Below are 16,951 nucleotides of genomic sequence, written 5' to 3'. Positions count from 1 at the left end.
CCGGGATTCGAAGGCCCACGCGCCAGCTCGCTCCTGCGCTAAAAATGTCCGCAGGACATTCTCTTTACGCTCGGCCGTCTCCGGCTCCACGACACTCAAAAATACCTCGCTGATCAAATAACAGATAATTCTCTATATTTAGAATTATTTAATGGGTGTGCTATCTGAACGGATAAAGTGCGTACAATAAAGGTGAATCTTGCCCAACGAGAATTTGCAGATAGCGTAAGATGAATTCTTTACACAAATTTTTTTGAATAGACTCTGAGTGCAAAAGCCAACAGAATGAAACTTCTTCCAACTATTGAGAAATTTCTAACAGATATGAATAAGACCGACCTCTTTTCATATACCGGAAGTTTTGTGTTATTGGTAGTTTTTACATTGATTTATTCTTGTGATACGTCTTCTGAGCAAATAGATTTTAGCACTCAAATAAAACCTATCCTAAACAAAAAATGCATTACCTGTCATGGTGGTATAAAAAAAAGTGGTGGTTTTAGCCTATTATTTAAGGAAGAAGCCTTTGCCAATACAGAATCGGGCAAACCGGCCATTATCCCGGGACATGCCGGTAGTAGCGAGTTAATAAAAAGACTTCATGAGGAAAACCCAGAGTTAAGAATGCCTTATGAAAAGCCAAAATTATCGGAGAAAGAAATAGAATTACTGACCAAGTGGATCGATCAAGGAGCGAAATGGGGTCAACATTGGGCATATTCATTACCCGAAGAAGTTGATGTTCCTTCAGTTACCCTAGAAGCTAGCGTAACACCGGATATCGGTAATGACTTTCTGCAAAATGATATCGACTATTTTATTTTGGCCCGTTTAAAAAATGAAGCATTGTTTCCGAATAGTCCTGCTGAGAAAAATGTAATTATCAGGAGATTAGCCTTCGACCTTACAGGATTACCCCCTACCAATACAATGGCAGAAGATTTTACCAACGGAAAGATATCCTACGAGAACGCTGTAGATAGTCTGTTGGCACAGGCCACATTTGGCGAAAAATGGGCCAGTTGGTGGTTAGATCTAGCAAGGTATGCCGATACAAAAGGCTATGAAAAGGATAACGAAAGAACCATGTGGCGCTATAGGGATTGGGTCATTAACGCTTTTAATATTGACATGCCCTATAATCGTTTTACTACAGAACAATTGGCAGGTGATTTGTTACCCGATCCATCGGTAGATCAACTTATTGCCACCGCATTTCACAGGAATACCATGAACAATGATGAAGGCGGAACGGATGATGAGGAATTTAGGGTGGCTTCCGTATTGGATAGGGTAAATACTACTTTTTCCGTTTGGCAGAGCACAACCATGGAATGTGTACAATGCCACAGCCATCCTTATGACCCCTTTAAACATAAAGAATATTATAAGGCCATGGCCTTTTTTAATAATACAACCGATGAGGATACCCCGGATGAAAGCCCCAACCTCAGATTTTATAATGAAGAACAGCATCGAAAAAAAAACGATGTTATCTCTTGGATAAAAAAATACGGTACTCAAAAGGAAGCTGATTTCTATGAAGATTTCCTACTATCCATGGAACCTAAATATTTAGCACATGATGCACAGGACTTTGTAAATGGGGAACTTGCGGATACTAAGTATTTGGCCCTTTGGGACGATGGTTCCTGTATTTTTAAAAACGTAAATACGCAAGGTGCATCCGCCATGTACATGAACTTTAGCGCCTCCTTAAGCGGAACCTCCATGACCATAAGAAAAAAGGATAAAGAAGGGGAAATATTGACACAGTTCAAAATCAATAAGACGGATGGCAATATTATTAGGAGAATACCTTTCAAAAATATTGATGGACCCATTGATCTTTATTTTGAAACTAATAATGATGAAATTCCAAATCAGGTTTCAACAAGTTATATTACATGGTTTGCGTTTTTAAAGAATATTCCCGGACATACTGAAACGGGGTATACTCAGGTAAATAAGTCATTTTTGGAATTATTGAACGCCAACACACCAGAACTTCCCATTATGGTTGAAAACCATAGCGATATGGCCAGGGCAACTCAAGTATTTGAACGCGGCAGTTGGTTAGTGCAAACGGATACGGTACAACCCGGCACTCCAAAATCGCTCAATCCGTTTAAGAAGGAATGGCCGAATAATCGTTTAGGACTTTCAAAATGGATAGTAAGCAAAGAAAATCCATTGACGGCCCGTACCATGGTAAATCGTGTATGGCATCAAATTTTCGGAAGGGGAATTGTAGCCTCTTTAGAAGACATGGGTACCCAATCGGACCCTCCAAGTCATCCTGAGCTATTGGATTGGCTTTCCCTTCGTTTTATGAATAAGCATGATTGGGGTATGAAAGCATTGATAAAAGAGATTGTTATGTCCGGCACCTATAGGCAAAGTTCTATAATTACACCTGAAGTATATCAAAAAGACCCCAATAATGAGCTTTATGCGCGCGGACCTAGATTACGCTTAACCGCAGAAGAGATTAGGGACCAAGCATTGGCCGTTTCTGGTTTGCTGAGCAAAAAAATGTACGGCCCCAGTGTAATGCCACCGCAACCAGATGGGGTATGGCAGACGGTGTATAGTGATGCATCGTGGGAAGAAAGCAAAGGAGAGGATAAATATAGACGTGGAATTTATACCTATTTAAAACGCACAAGCCCATACCCATCATTCATTACTTTTGACGCAGGCAGTAGGGAGGTTTGTACCATTCGTCGCACGGTCACCAACACACCACTACAGGCCTTGGTCACTCTTAACGACCCGGTTTATTTAGAGGCGGCCTACGAATTAGCCAAATCGATGGATGTAGAAAATATAGATATAGGAATTTCAAACGGATTTAAAAAAGCGACATTATATGAGATTGACGAGGGGAAATTAAACGTTTTAAAGAACCTATATAATCAAGCACTGGCCGAATTTACCACTGGAATAAAGCCTGAACAAAATTTTATTGGACTAGAGGAAACCCCAAGTGCCAAATTAGCGGCATTGACCGTGGTAGCCAATGCCATAATGAACCTGGACGAATTTTTGACAAAGGCATAATCGTTTCAGACAAAGAATTTTACATGAACAATTATTTAGATAGACTCATAGCCGAAAAAGTACAAAGGGATTTGGAAACCAAGACCCGAAGGCATTTTATTAAACAATGTGCTACGGGAATGGGCGGTCTAGCTTTGGGATCTATCTTTATGGGATGCGACCCTTTAAACTCTAGAGAAACCGGCAACAATCTCAAATCCGGTTTCTCGGAACGAGACCTGAATCCTTTGGCCACTTTGCCTCCACCTTTTTCTCCTAAGGTGAAAAATGTCATATTCCTACACATGGCGGGGGCACCCTCCCAATTGGAAATGTTCGACTACAAACCGGAGTTGGCCAAGCTCAATAATCAAGAATGCCCACAATCCCTTTTGGAAGGAAAAAAGTTTGCATTTATACGAGGTACACCCAAACTTTTAGGCCCTCAGGCAACCTTTAAAAAGGAAGGGGAATCTGGCAATTGGGTATCGGACAATCTACCACATTTTAAAAAAGTGGTTGATGAAGTAGCATTTTTAAAAGCGGTTCATACCGATCAATTCAACCATGGTCCTGCACAACTGTTCATGCATACGGGCAGTCCAAGATTGGGAAGACCTAGTATAGGGTCATGGATAACGTATGGCTTAGGTTCAGAAAATCAAAATCTACCGGGATTTGTAGTACTTACTTCCGGCGGTAAGGCACCAAGTGCAGGGAAAAGTGTTTGGGGAAGTGGATTCTTACCTTCTGTCTATCAAGGAGTACAATGCCGATCTAAAGGTGATCCGGTACTATATATTGAAGATCCCGACGGTATTTCACGAGACCTTAAAAAAAGCACTATCCATGCCATCAATGAAATCAATAAGAAAGAATATGCCAGATATGCCGATCCAGAGATTTTAGCTAGAATCAATCAATATGAAATGGCCTATAGAATGCAGATCGCAGTTCCCGAAATCATGAACATAAATAATGAACCGGAATACATAAAAGAAATGTACGGGGTGGAACCGGGTAAGGAATCTTTTGCCAACAACTGCCTTTTAGCAAGAAAATTAGTCGAAGACGGTGTTCGCTTTGTACAATTGTTTGACTGGGGATGGGATGCTCATGGTACAGATGCCGATACGGCGGTCGATTTAGGGCTTAGAAATAAATGTAGGGAGATAGATAGGCCCATGACAGCGCTCTTACTGGATTTAAAACAAAGAGGACTTTTAGAAGATACATTAGTGGTTTGGGGCGGTGAATTTGGCAGGACTCCCATGCAGGAGAACAGGGAAGGGAAAACCATGGGCTTCAAGGGTCGTGACCATCATGGAGATGCCTTTACCATGTGGATGGCTGGCGGAGGCATTAAAAAAGGAGCTTCCCATGGCCAAACAGATGCAATAGGCTTTTCCGGTATAGATGGTAGAGTTTCCGTTCATGATGTACATGCCACAGTTTTACACTTACTTGGTTTTGACCATGAACAATTTACCTTTAATTTTCAAGGAAGACCGTTCCGCCTTACCGATGTGGAAGGAGAAGTAATCCGTGAGATTTTAGCCTAACCAACTTCTATAAAAATGAAAAATAGCATACTTCTTTTTACACTGTTCTTATTTGGGATTCAAATTCACGGTCAAGAGAACAAAACCATTCAATTTTTTCAAACCGATTGGGGCCGTACCTCCTCTTGGGATGTTTTTTGCGAAAAAACACATAAAGAAGGTTATGATGGTATTGAAATATGGTTACCGAGGGACGAGAAAGCCCAAATGCAATTAAAGGGCGCTCTTAAAAAATACAATTTAAAACTAGGCCTTCTAAACGGCACAAATAAGTCCATACCCTTTGAAGAAAGTTTAAAAGGATATGGGCAACACTTAAGAAAGTTGGCCAGCTGGTCTCCTGAGTATATAAACTGTCATACCGGAAGTGACTTTTTCTCTTTTGAACAGAACAAGGCGTTTATAGACTTGGCAAACAAAATCTCAAAGGAAACCAACATTCCAATTTACCACGAAACCCACAGAGGTCGGTTTAGTTTTAACCTACCAGCAACCAAAACCTATATCTCTCAAATACCAGAACTAAAGTTAAATCTAGATATTAGTCATTGGATGGTGGTACATGAATCCTTGTTAGAAAATCAAGACCAGGATCTTTTGGATGTGATAAACCGCACACATCACCTACATGCACGTGTAGGCCATGCCCAAGGACCACAGGTAAACGACCCGGAGGCCCCGGAATGGAAAGATGCCGTAAACAGACATGTTGATATATGGGAGAAAATAATTAGGAGAAATTGGGAGACCAGCAACAATTTTACACTAACAACAGAATTTGGGCCAGCAGACTACATGCCTACCTTACCCTATACAAGATTGCCCGTTGCAAATCAATGGAAAGCAAATCTCTATATGATGAAAGTGATCAAGGAACGATTGAATATTGAGTAAAGCGCTAGGAACATGGATATTTTTGAACAGCTTTTAGGAAGGTTACACCCACTTATTGTGCATTTACCCATAGGATTCATTATCCTAGGTTTACTGTTACAGGTGCATGACCGAAATAAAAAAGCATATAATAAGGTTATATCCCTAATTTATCTTTGGGCAGGATTCTTCGCTATTTTCGCCTGTATAACAGGATATCTGCAATATTTAGGAGAAGGCTATTCCTTTGATTCGGTTAAATTGCACCTATGGTCAGGAATAGTAACCGCACTTTTTTCTTTTGTAATGTGGGCAAGATTAAAAGGCCTTTCAATATTGACCTTTCTTTCCAAAATTCCCGTACTAGCTTTATCGGTTCTGTTTTTCATATTGATTTCAGTTACTGGCCACCAAGGAGGTAGCATTACCCATGGGGAAGAATACTTGGTGGAGCCTTTGCCAAATTCCATAAAATCTGCGTTGGGGTATGAAATTTTTGAAAAGAAGAAAATAGTGCTTACCGATGAGAATTGGGAAACCGCAATTTTGTATACCGATGTAATACATCCTATTCTAAACAATAATTGCATAAGTTGTCATAACCCTAAAAAGACAAAGGGTGAATTACTTTTAAACACCAGTAAGAACATATTAAAAGGAGGTGAACATGGTACCGTTATAACCGCAGGCGCTCCGAGTAAGAGTGAACTCTTCATTAGATTGGAACTTCCAAAAGAAGACGATAATCATATGCCACCGGATGGGAAAACACAACCTTCTAAAGAAGCTATAGCACTTATTCGTGTTTGGATAGAAAATGGCCATCCCTTTGACAAGACCATTGGGGAGTTAGGATTGGAAAAATCGCTTTTTCTTCCCTTTTTTCCTAAAACGATAAATACGGATTATCCGGATATTGAGATTGCCTCCGCACCACAAGATAGCATCCATCTTGTCAAAAGCTCGGGACTTTATATAGAGCCCATAAGTGAAAGCACATCTTTTTTAAAGGTTTCCGCATTGAACAAGCCGAGTTTTAGTGATTCCGACTTTCAAGTCCTACATTCCATTGCGCAACAAATAGCAATTCTAGACCTTGGTAACACGCAGGTAACAGACAGTATTTTTAAGGATATTTTAAACTTACCGAACTTAACTATTTTAAAACTGGACAACACTAGGATTACTGGGGAACAAATAGTCCTGCTAAGGTCATTGGAGCATCTAAAAACCATAAATCTGTCCTATTCCAAATTCAAAGAAGAATACTTGGACAAGTTGACAGGTTTTAAAAAGCTGGAAAGAATATATATTTTTAAGCCAAATTTGGGTAAGAAGGGAGTGGAGCTGATTGACCAAGGTAAAATACAAGTTGAATATGGTAACTATAACCTACCAGCGGTTGATAGGGACAGTATCATATTTTAATTATAAAAAGTAATGGTATCTCTGATTAAGCCACCTTTCGGTGGTTTTTTTTCGTTTTGCCTCCGGGATTCGAAAGCCCATGAGACAAAAGTCAGATTGCAATTTTTAAAAGCCCTCCTATACTGCCTAAGTGAAAAATTTTAGAAAAGGCGCGGCATTAACACCGCGCCAAAACTAACTAAACCACTAACTATAAAATTTCTTATCTACCATAATTTGCAATTGATTATTCATTAGCAAAGCAGCCAAATTGATATATCGTATTGCTGTATTTATTGTATGGGCTTATTGCTTCTGCGTTGTAAGCGTTACAGTGGCCACCATTGGTAGGTGATCGGAAGCACCATTACTGGCAGCTATCCGTGCATTATCAACTTTCCAGCTATTATACGGGTGCAAAAGCATATAATCTATTTTCTTAGTTGGATTATCTGCGGGAAACGTGTTTTGACTGGCATCAAATACCGGTTGCCAATTTTCTTTTAACACTTTCACTCCTGGACTATCGGGGGTTTGATTAAGATCGCCTGCTAAAATAGTGGGGGTCCCATCGGAAAAAAGTGCATTGACAGTCTTGGATTGCAATAATATCAACGCGTCATTTGTATAATCCAAATGAGTGCTTACTATTCTTATGCTACTGTTTTCATCGGGTTGCAATATAACTTCAAGCGCAATTCGCTGTTCGGCTTCACCACTGTTTGGCAATTTATGGATCTTCGTGTTTATAATGGGATACTTTGTTAGGACGGCCAATCCATAGGCACCACCGTCATAATCAATGGCCTTACCAAAGACAGGGTTAAGGCCGGTCATTTTACCAAGCTCTTTCGGAATATCGGTCAATTTTGATCTATTGGTTAAAACGTCTACTTCCTGTAGAGCAACTATATCTGGATCTAATTTTACAATCTGCTTGGCAGCCTTGCTCAAATCAAAAATTCCCTCTTCCGTGTAACCATAATGAATATTAAAGGACATGAATCTTAAATTTAATTCCTCTTCATTTTTAGGCGGCGAACTACAGGCCTGACATAATAGTGCCAATAGAACAATAAACCCAGGCAACTTATAATAAATCTTACCTATCATACTAAAATGTTATCTGTTATCATTTTTCTGTTTTGAACAATAAAAGAACTTCCTCGCAACAAGCTGCGAGGAATCCTTCTAATTAAAATAAATGGGAACTAGTTCAATAAATCAGCAACATAGAAAATTATAATCCAAAAATATTATAATCCAACACTACCCCATTATGGTCGGTCAAATACCTATTTGCCGGATTTGTACCTGGGCACAGACACTTACTTTCATCGGCATCGAAAGGACCTGGTGAAAGGTTTGAAACCTCTGGTTTATTGTTGTTGGGGTCCCTCCAAAAGATGTAGTCCAATATTTTACTTTTAGAAAAACTATTCCATGAATGAAAGGTCATTGGATGGGTTTCCGAAGATTCATACTCAAGCTTTGAAAGTCCGGCTTTTGTTAAATCACCAATAGTATTGTTATAATGGGATATTTCGTCCCCATTTGGTCTAAAATTTGATCCGATCCGATATGTATCCGCAACGTTAAAGTCCCCTACTATTGTCACTGGAACGTTTGTAGTGAATGTTTGATATTTAGCTACGATCGTATCTATTTGATGTTCTCTCTCTAAGGCTGTCAACCCTAAATGCGTATTGACCACCCATGCTTGATTGTTCTCATGTTGAAACTTTAACGCTATAGCCCCCCTTTTCTCAGAATTGCCCTCTTGAGGCAGGTTCCACAATTGTTTTTTAGTATTGCTTATATTACTTATTATTGCTATTCCATAAGAACTGTTTTCAGGACTGAAAAACTCAGAATACCACTCATTCCCAAGTTTATCTTTTATATGACCTAAAACATCTTTTCCATCATACTTGTAGTTAGTATCTACCTCCTGTAAACATATTATCCCGTCCAGATCTTGGAAATTAAATTCATCATATATGAAATCGGCTATTTTTTTAACTGAATGCTCCTTTAAAAAAAGTGGTTTTACACAGCTTCGGCAATACGGGGAACTGAGATATTCCCACGGCCCATTTCCCCCATCGGAATAGCGCCACTCCTTTTCGGAAGATATTGAAAAAACGTCAGTTGTGCCATCCCCGTCAAAATCCTCAAAGCGTAGTTCCGATAAAGGTTTTGTTGAAGAGTTAAGGTTTACCCACGATGAATCCTGAGCATTGTAATATCGCCATTGGTCATTATCGATTGAGAAAACGTCCGTTGTGTCATCTCCATTAAAATCACCAAAACGTAGATTGTCTAATGCTGGAGATACCGAAGGGGAACTCATATCTACCCACGGACCTTCTCCTCCGGAAGAGTAGCGCCAATCACCATTATTGTATGAAAAAACATCGGTTTTTCCATCACCATTAAAATCTCCAAAACGTAGTTCGGATAAAGGATCCGTTGAAGTGTTAAGGTTCTCCCAGGCGCCAGAACCCCCGGAAGAAAACCGCCAGTCACCATTATTGTATGAAAAAACATCGGTTTTGTCATCACCATCAAAATATCCGAAACGTAGTTGGGATAAGGCATCCGTTGAGGAATTTAAGTTCGTCCATAGGCTTGAACCACTGCATGAATACCTCCATTGGCTACCATTCTTCGAAAAAACATCGGTTTTTCCATCTCCATCAAAATCCCCAAAACGTAACTCATCTAAGTGATCCGAAGTGGAATTTAGATTAATCCAATTGCTATCTCCCCCCGATGAATAGCGCCACTGACAATCGTCAACTGAGAAAACATCTATTTTATCATCCCCATCAAAATCTCCAAAGCGTATTTTATCGATGGTTGGATTAATCTCTTCATCACAATTATATTCTCTGTTTGCCCCAAATCCAACGTTTAGTGTAAGTAGTTTTACATTATCTTGCCCACTACTTGTAAGTTCTGTTTGTTCGGTATTTTCTTCTATGGTGTAATCTTTACTACACTGAAAGTACGTTGTAGCCAATAACGCAAAGGCCACGTATTTTAAGCCCAAAGTTTTTCTTTTATTGTTTTTCATTTTAAAAAGTTTTTACATTAATATTCTATTGGTTTAAGCTGGATGATTTTTATACGTCAAATCAGGGTATAATGGCACTCGCGGTATTTTTCCCATTCTGTCCCTTCATTGGCCATGCAGTTTCTGCAGGACCACTGCCATTTATCACAGTAATTTTATGTAGTGTAATCTTTGAACCGTCATAGGCTTCTACGAAAATATTGCCGTCATCTGTTATTAATGGGGAGTTGACTATATTATCACTTAAATTGAATTGTTTTAAAAGCTCTCCATCGGAGTTAATGACCAAAAGGAGGCCATCTTTGGTACCTACATAAACATTGCCATCATTATCAACTGCCGGCACACTTTCTTCAATGATCGTCTCATATGTCCAGTTTTCAGAACCATCCGTTGCATTAAGCGATACTAAGCCGGAGGCAGTACCTACGTATAAAGTACTTTCCAGACCTATTGATACACCACTGCTATTGGCCCCCGTTGTAGCATAACTCCATTTAACTGAACCACTTGTACCATTATCCTGTATTGCCCCTACTTCTGTAGAAGTTGTATAATAAATAGTTCCATCAGCATCTATGGACAGGGAAGCTCCCGTACCGTCACCATCAAAAGTGTATGGCTCCGACCATTTTGCTGATCCATCAGCGGTATTTATTGCATAAATCTCTCCGTTGGTCATCATAGCATAAACTATTGTACCGTCGGCACTTAAAGCCGGAGAGGCATAATAGCGGGCTCCTGATGTTGAAGATTGGAAGTTCCAACGTTCTGTACCGCTAACATCAAAGGAAAATATTCCTTCCGATCTTGTTCCATAATAAATATTTCCTGTTTGATCGATTGCTGTAGTGGAATTGGATATGCCAGCTCCAACACCATCGAAGTAGACAAAATTCCCAGAATCAGTATTTACCTGAACGATTGACTCATCAACGGCCCATAATCCAATATATAAATTGCCATTTGGGCCAATAGCGGGTGATTGGCGTATGCGATACCCTGGCAATACTTCCCATTTTTTTGATGCAGTAGCTCCCAAATCCTCAACAGCCACTATTCTACTGTCTGCATTGGCATAATTTTCTGAATAGTAAATAGTTCCGTCGTCACCTATGGCAGGCTTCGATGCATCGTTTGGATTGGGAATTGCAGTTTCATTTGAAAATGACCACGCAATTGACGCTTCAAAAGGTTTTTTTAGTGGTTCGATCACGGTTATATCTTGCGATACTGTACTTGATGCACCATCCGCATCCGTGGCGGTCAAAGAAACTTTAAACGTTCCTTCCTCAGGATATACAAAGACCGCATCCTTGGTATTTTCGGTAGAAGCCAAATCATCACCAAAATCCCATCGCCACGTCTCAATTACACTTGAACCTGTTGCCCACCTTCCCGTAAAATTTATTTCTTGTTGTGCGCGAAGCACATCTGGGGAATAGGAAAATTCTATAATCGGAGTAAACACTTTTTCAATAGGTTCAAAACGATCATTTTCGGAGCTACAACTCAAAAAGAGAATGGATAAAATTACTATCATGGTATTGAATACACATGGTTTTTTAGAATATGTTCTCATTGCAGTTATTTTAGTTTTAGAATTACGTTTTACTGAATTATGTTACCAGCCCGGGTTTTGCTGCAAATTGTCATTAAGATTGAGGTCTTCTATAGGGATGGGGTAGAGATAATCCTTAGTTTCATCAAAAATTTTAGGCTGATTGGATGGGTCCAGATTGCCCGAAACTATATTTGTTAGAGGCCTTTCATTGACGTTAATCACTGTTGGAGTTCCTGCGGGTATACCTGATGTGTTTCCATCATGTAGATAGACATCTATGTCGCCGTCACCATCAAAATCGTACCCGCCTAGTCCAGAAAAATAAATCCCTACCATGGGCTGCTCCAATTTTTTGCCTTCTTTCCATCTCATTAAATCATCCCATCGCTGACCTTCCATAAAAAGTTCTATTCTACGTTCGCGTCGTATTTCCAAAATAACACCCTTGTTAGCCCCATTATTCACATTTGGGTACATACCCTCTAAGAAAGGGTCAGGGTCTGAATTTGCGTCGGACAGTATAAGGTCAGGGATACCCACTCTTCCTCTGAGTTTGTTAATTGAAATATCTAAGTCGGCCTGAGTAAGGGTCCCCAATTCTGCCTTGGCCTCTGCATAGACCAATAAGGTTTCGGCATATCTAAAGAGTATTATGTCATTGACAGAACTTCTATTGCCCCATTGTTGCTTTGAAGATATGCTCTTGATTACCCTATATCCGGTGGTAGTAACGCTTAAATCCACCGGTTCGGGAACTTCGGACAGATATGCGGTAAAATTTGGTCCTGCCGTGGTTTGGGTCAAACGAGGATCCCTATTCTGCATTTCATCAAAATATTCAACTTCATCATAGTTGGGTAAATCGGTAAATCGGCTACCATCTATCAATAAATACGAATTGATCAAATCCTTGGGCATCCCAAACGAACCATTTGTGGGTGAAGTGGCCAGATTTCCAATATTATGTGTTATGAAATCTGCATTGAAATCTCTGGCCAAAATGGTTTCTACAGCATTCTGGTCAATCAAATCAAATAGTTCCCGATACGACGTTTCAGGGTTTCCATTGTTGTATAATGTGTATGCCCCTGAATTAATCAATTCCTCTGCTGCATTTGATGCTTCAGTAAGATAATTTTCAAAATCTCCCAAACCGTGATACTTTCTAAAAGTTCCTTCAAAAAGAAACATTCTGGCTTTCAATGCAAGCGCGGTGTATCTTGTTACTATGTTCAGCTCTATTTCGGACGGTAAACTTGAAATTGCCTCATCAATATCTTCCAATACCTTATCCATTACAAACTTTCTTGAATCCCTTGCTTTAAAAAGATTCTCATCATCCGCATCCAAAACGGTATCGTACCAAGGAACATCGCCAAACCTCCTTACTTTGCTGAAATAGAATTGAGCTCTAAAAAACTTGGCGATACCGGAATATCTTTTTACCAGGGCTTCATCATTTACTTTTTTAACATTTTCTAGAAAGAAATTGATGCTGCGAAGATCATCCCAAGACCATCCCCCGCTTCCCCTATCCACAGGGACTATGCGAGCACCCCTTACTCTTTCTGCCAAGGCCAAGGGAATAATATTATCGGATGCGGCATCGTCTTCATAAACACTTTGTCCAGGAAACATGTCGTAAAATCCGTTAGTGTATGATACTAGTTGAGCTTCCGTACGGAAAAAATCAGAAGCTTCGATCAAATGTCCAGGTGGCCTGTCCAGATAATCTTTTTCACAACCGGTAACCAACACTAATACCAGTACTATTATTGGATATATCGTTTTCATTTGAAAATTCATTTTTAAATGTTTATAAAGTGATGTCCAAGCCCAAAGAAATTGTCTTTCCCAAAGGATAGTCTTCAACGGCATTCCTATCTCTTGAGGTATTTGGAAATGCTCCATTGGGATTTGATAAACTAATTCCCGATCCAGCTTGTTCGGGATCTATGTAGCGGGTTAAACCTCCAAAACTGAAGGTAAAGATGTTCTCTCCACTCAAAAACAATCGAAATCTGTCAATCCCAACTTTTTGGGTGATATTTACCGGTAGGGTGTACCCCAGCGTAAGATTTTTTATCCTTAAATAACCTAGATTGGTAAGAAAATGATCATTTATAGCACTTAACTGCCTATTGGATGACAAAGCGGTATATCCCCTGTTTATTTGTGGAAATTTTCCATTTGGATTTTCTGGGCTCCAGGCTTGGGCAACCAAATCTTTCCTTATAAATGCTACGTAAGGGCGTTCATATGTTCCCCAATAAAGTCTTCCTCGTGGGTACCAATCTTGAGAACCTACCCCGGCACCTTGGATAAAAAGGTCTATCCCTTTCCAATCTGCACCGATTGTAAATCCAAAAGGGAATCTTGGCATTCCGTTTCCGATCACCTGGAGATCACCAGGATCTTGAAGCGTATTTTCCGCTCTGCTTATTTCTCCATCGCCATCCACATCAAGATATTTTAAATCTCCTGCCCTCAACCCTTGCCAATCACTGTTTTGTGTTACATTCTGGGCGAAATTGTATACCTGACCCAGGTTCACTGATGGATTTTCAAATTGGTCTTGATATGCTGCAGCTTCCTGATCTGACTGAAATTGCCCGTCTACACGGTAGCCCCAAATATCACCTAGGCGTTGCCCCTCATAAAAAGAGCTCAAAATACCATTGGGATTGGAGTACTTGGTTATACGTCCTGTCGAATTGGTCAAACTGGCTGTTACCCTAAGATTTAAGGGACTTTCACCTACTATAAAACTATCATTGTAGCCTACCGAGAGTTCAAAACCTTTTACTTCTAAATCTGCGTTGTTTTCCCTAGGTTCTGCCGCACCAAAAACGCTGGGCAAGGGTTCTCCTGGCAAGTACATATCCTTAACTTGTTTTTGAAATACGTCTAGAGTAGCACTAAGCTTATTGTTGAAGAAACTTAAATCGAGCCCAAGATTTGTGGTTAATGTTCTCTCCCATGTAACCACACTGGGTAGCGGGGAAGGAGCTCCGGCAAAATTTAAAGGCGCATCTTTTGTTAACCAATTGGTTCTCCCTATGGCCAAAAGTTGTGAAAAAGTATAAAGTCCAACATTTTGATTTCCCAATTCCCCAAAAGAGCCCCTAATCTTGAAATTACTTATTGCATTTTCCAATGGTTTCCAGAACCCTTCTCGGCTAACATGCCAACCTGCGGATGCCGACGGGAAAAATCCAAATCTACTTTCTTCCGGAAAGCGGGAAGACCCATCATACCTGGCATTTATCTCGAGTAAATATTTCTTGTCAAAATCATAATTAAACCGACCGAAAACACCTTGGACGGCCCACCTACTTGTAGAACCATCAATTTGCAATAACTCTGTTCCCAGGTTTAAATTTGAAAAGTTCGGATCAAAAAGTTCACCCTGTTCCGCTGTAACAGCTTCTTCATCAAAATCTTCCTGATTGTAGCCCACCAGCAACTTAAAATTATGCTTTTCGGAGATGGAAGCCTCAACCGTTGAATAAACATTAAGCACATTGTAAATACTTTCAGTATCTTCTTCGGTAAGTCTATTCAAACCTGTTGTGCGTAATTCTGTATTGGGACCAATCAAGTACTGAAACGGATTTAGTCTTCTCTTAAAATTCTCGTTGGTAAATCTTTTACTGTAGTCAATATTGATACTTAGATTATTGAAAGGAGTGATTTTAGCACTCAACATGTTCACCAACTGCTTGTAATCATAGTCCTCAAAACTTTGCCCGGCAATTATTGAAGCATGGGTACTCTGACCTCTGTTGTCATACGGAATACCATCAATTTCGGTGGGGTGAAAAGCATGCAAGTAATTGTTCGCATAAGTCCAGTTTAAACCCCATCCTCTATCTCTTCCCCCATATTCTATCTGGTTTCCGGAATTATATTGTGTATCGCTAGAGATTTCGAGCCAATCGTTAAGTTTAAGCGATAGATTTGCTTTGAGGTTGTATCTATTGACCTCCTCATCCCTTAATCTTTGAACTGTCCCTGTATTAAAAACCCTTCCGGAGAGATAGGTTTTTAGTTTTTCTGAACCACCCGAAATTGAAATATTATGAATTTTGGATATTACGGATTTTTTGAAAAGATACTCGTGCCAATCGGTGTCGTCATAAAATTTGAACGTGCCGTTGGCCTGTAACTCTCTATACGGTAAAACTCTTCCGCTGGCCACCTCCTGTAATCTTCTCCAATCCTCCTCGCTGGTGTAGCCTGTCAAAGTTGTTCCATTGAACCCTCCCTGTGCCGCGTCGATCGTTCTTCCATATAACACAGGATCTGAAATATAATCTGTTCTAGCAGCTGTACTAGTTACCGCCAACGTATTTGAGTAGTTGATTTGGACTTTACCTTCCTTCCCTTTTTTCGTAGTTACCAAAATCACTCCAAAAGCCGCTCTTGCACCATAAATGGCGGCAGAACCGGCGTCTTTAAGTACGGTAACGCTTTCTATATCATTTGGGTTTAACAAGTTTATATTCCCTGCTATTCCGTCTATCAAGACAAGTGGAGACCCACCATTTATGGAATTGAAACCCCTAACATTGATTTCAGCATTTTGTCTTGGATCTCCGTTGTTGTTTTGCACAACCAAGCCGGGCAAAGTTCCTTGCAAAGAGGCAATTACACTACTATTGGGGCGAATTCCCAGTCCATCAACGTCCAACTGGTCTACCGAGCCGGTAAGGTTAGCCTTTTTTATGGTTCCAAATCCGATCACCACAACTTCATCCAGACCAGCCGCGTCTTCTTGTAGGGAAACCGTAATGTTCGTCTGTCCGTTTAATGGAATTTCTCTAGTTAAAAACCCTAGATAAGAAATAACCAAGACAGCATTTTCATTATTGACATTTATTGAAAAATTTCCGTCAAAATCGGTCTGCGTGCCATTAGAAGTGCCTTTTTCAACGACATTTGCTCCTGGCAGGGGTTGACCAATACCATCTGAAACCCTACCCTTAATTTGGGTTTGGGCCATGGATTTCGGACCTGGATTAAATAAGGAACGATTATCGGCTATAAGATTGATGGCTATGGTGTTGACATTGACCTGTTTAAAAGATAAATTGGTAATGCCAGAGATATAATTTAGAACACTTGCTACTGATTGTTCATTGGCCTTAATGGAAACCTTTTTGGAAATCCCTGAAACCAAGCTTTCTTGATAAGCAAATGTAAAAGGGGTTTTTTGTTCTATTGTATGCAAAAGATATTTTACAGTTGCATCTTTCACATTTAATGATATATTAACATCATCAATGCCCTGAGCACTGCCGTTGAAGGCAAAAAGCCCCAACGTACACATCCATATGCATAAAATAAATGTTTTCAAGCAGAGTATAGAACAAACCTTAAATGGTTTATTTTTCATAATTTTGAATAGATTTAAATGAAACT

9 protein-coding genes are annotated in these 16,951 nt (G+C 39.9%); 4 read left to right on the top strand and 5 right to left on the bottom strand.

Annotated elements, in window-relative coordinates:
- Nucleotides 1–285: 285 nt before the first annotated feature.
- The 4 genes from ACEQ81_RS12680 to ACEQ81_RS12665 are packed head-to-tail and all read left to right on the top strand — an operon-like array spanning nt 286 to nt 6,905.
- Nucleotides 286–3,063 (top strand): PSD1 and planctomycete cytochrome C domain-containing protein, encoded by a 2,778-nt coding sequence (locus tag ACEQ81_RS12680; RefSeq protein ID WP_411031273.1) that lies wholly within the window; start codon nt 286–288, stop codon nt 3,061–3,063.
- 23 nt (nt 3,064–3,086) lie between these two features.
- Nucleotides 3,087–4,604 carry a DUF1501 domain-containing protein gene (locus tag ACEQ81_RS12675; RefSeq protein WP_411031272.1) on the top strand — a complete coding sequence of 506 codons (1,518 nt, stop codon included), beginning with the start codon at nt 3,087–3,089 and terminating at the stop codon, nt 4,602–4,604.
- Between the two features lie 15 nt (nt 4,605–4,619).
- On the top strand, nt 4,620–5,498 hold the full coding sequence (locus ACEQ81_RS12670) for a sugar phosphate isomerase/epimerase family protein (protein ID WP_411031271.1): 879 nt from the start codon (nt 4,620–4,622) through the stop codon (nt 5,496–5,498).
- A 12-nt stretch (nt 5,499–5,510) separates the two neighbouring features.
- Nucleotides 5,511–6,905 (top strand): c-type cytochrome domain-containing protein, encoded by a 1,395-nt coding sequence (locus ACEQ81_RS12665; RefSeq protein ID WP_411031270.1) that lies wholly within the window; start codon nt 5,511–5,513, stop codon nt 6,903–6,905.
- A 285-nt stretch (nt 6,906–7,190) separates the two neighbouring features.
- Here ACEQ81_RS12665 and ACEQ81_RS12660 read toward each other — a convergent pair whose 3' ends face one another.
- From ACEQ81_RS12660 to ACEQ81_RS12640, 5 genes are all read right to left on the bottom strand, one after another.
- The gene (locus ACEQ81_RS12660; protein ID WP_411031269.1) at nt 7,191–7,997 is read right to left on the bottom strand and encodes an endonuclease/exonuclease/phosphatase family protein; all 807 of its coding nucleotides are present in this window, start codon (nt 7,995–7,997) and stop codon (nt 7,191–7,193) included.
- 127 nt (nt 7,998–8,124) lie between these two features.
- A complete protein-coding gene (locus tag ACEQ81_RS12655; RefSeq protein ID WP_411031268.1) occupies nt 8,125–9,963 on the bottom strand; it encodes an FG-GAP-like repeat-containing protein in 1,839 nt (612 codons plus the stop codon).
- 61 nt (nt 9,964–10,024) lie between these two features.
- Nucleotides 10,025–11,545 (bottom strand): PQQ-binding-like beta-propeller repeat protein, encoded by a 1,521-nt coding sequence (locus ACEQ81_RS12650; RefSeq protein WP_411031267.1) that lies wholly within the window; start codon nt 11,543–11,545, stop codon nt 10,025–10,027.
- A 42-nt stretch (nt 11,546–11,587) separates the two neighbouring features.
- Nucleotides 11,588–13,321, bottom strand: a complete 1,734-nt coding sequence (locus ACEQ81_RS12645) for a RagB/SusD family nutrient uptake outer membrane protein (protein ID WP_411031266.1) — start codon at nt 13,319–13,321, stop codon at nt 11,588–11,590.
- Between the two features lie 22 nt (nt 13,322–13,343).
- Nucleotides 13,344–16,925 (bottom strand): SusC/RagA family TonB-linked outer membrane protein, encoded by a 3,582-nt coding sequence (locus tag ACEQ81_RS12640; RefSeq protein WP_411031265.1) that lies wholly within the window; start codon nt 16,923–16,925, stop codon nt 13,344–13,346.
- Between the last annotated feature and the right edge of the window lie 26 nt (nt 16,926–16,951).

The sequence above is a fragment of the Spongiimicrobium sp. 3-5 genome, from assembly GCF_046557915.1.
Taxonomy (GTDB): domain Bacteria; phylum Bacteroidota; class Bacteroidia; order Flavobacteriales; family Flavobacteriaceae; genus JBHEBG01.
The sequence above is the reverse complement of the archived record's forward strand: the minus strand, read 5'-3'. Positions and strand labels throughout refer to the sequence as shown.

Excerpts from the sequence above, each read along its gene's own strand:
- ACEQ81_RS12655 (WP_411031268.1), bottom strand. The coding sequence starts at position 9,963 with ATGAAAAACAATAAAAGAAAAACTTTGGGCTTAAAATACGTGGCCTTT.
- ACEQ81_RS12660 (WP_411031269.1), bottom strand. The coding sequence starts at position 7,997 with ATGATAGGTAAGATTTATTATAAGTTGCCTGGGTTTATTGTTCTATTG.
- ACEQ81_RS12670 (WP_411031271.1), top strand. The coding sequence starts at position 4,620 with ATGAAAAATAGCATACTTCTTTTTACACTGTTCTTATTTGGGATTCAA.
- ACEQ81_RS12675 (WP_411031272.1), top strand. The coding sequence starts at position 3,087 with ATGAACAATTATTTAGATAGACTCATAGCCGAAAAAGTACAAAGGGAT.
- ACEQ81_RS12665 (WP_411031270.1), top strand. The coding sequence starts at position 5,511 with ATGGATATTTTTGAACAGCTTTTAGGAAGGTTACACCCACTTATTGTG.
- ACEQ81_RS12640 (WP_411031265.1), bottom strand. The coding sequence starts at position 16,925 with ATGAAAAATAAACCATTTAAGGTTTGTTCTATACTCTGCTTGAAAACA.
- ACEQ81_RS12680 (WP_411031273.1), top strand. The coding sequence starts at position 286 with ATGAAACTTCTTCCAACTATTGAGAAATTTCTAACAGATATGAATAAG.
- ACEQ81_RS12650 (WP_411031267.1), bottom strand. The coding sequence starts at position 11,545 with ATGAGAACATATTCTAAAAAACCATGTGTATTCAATACCATGATAGTA.
- ACEQ81_RS12645 (WP_411031266.1), bottom strand. The coding sequence starts at position 13,321 with ATGAAAACGATATATCCAATAATAGTACTGGTATTAGTGTTGGTTACC.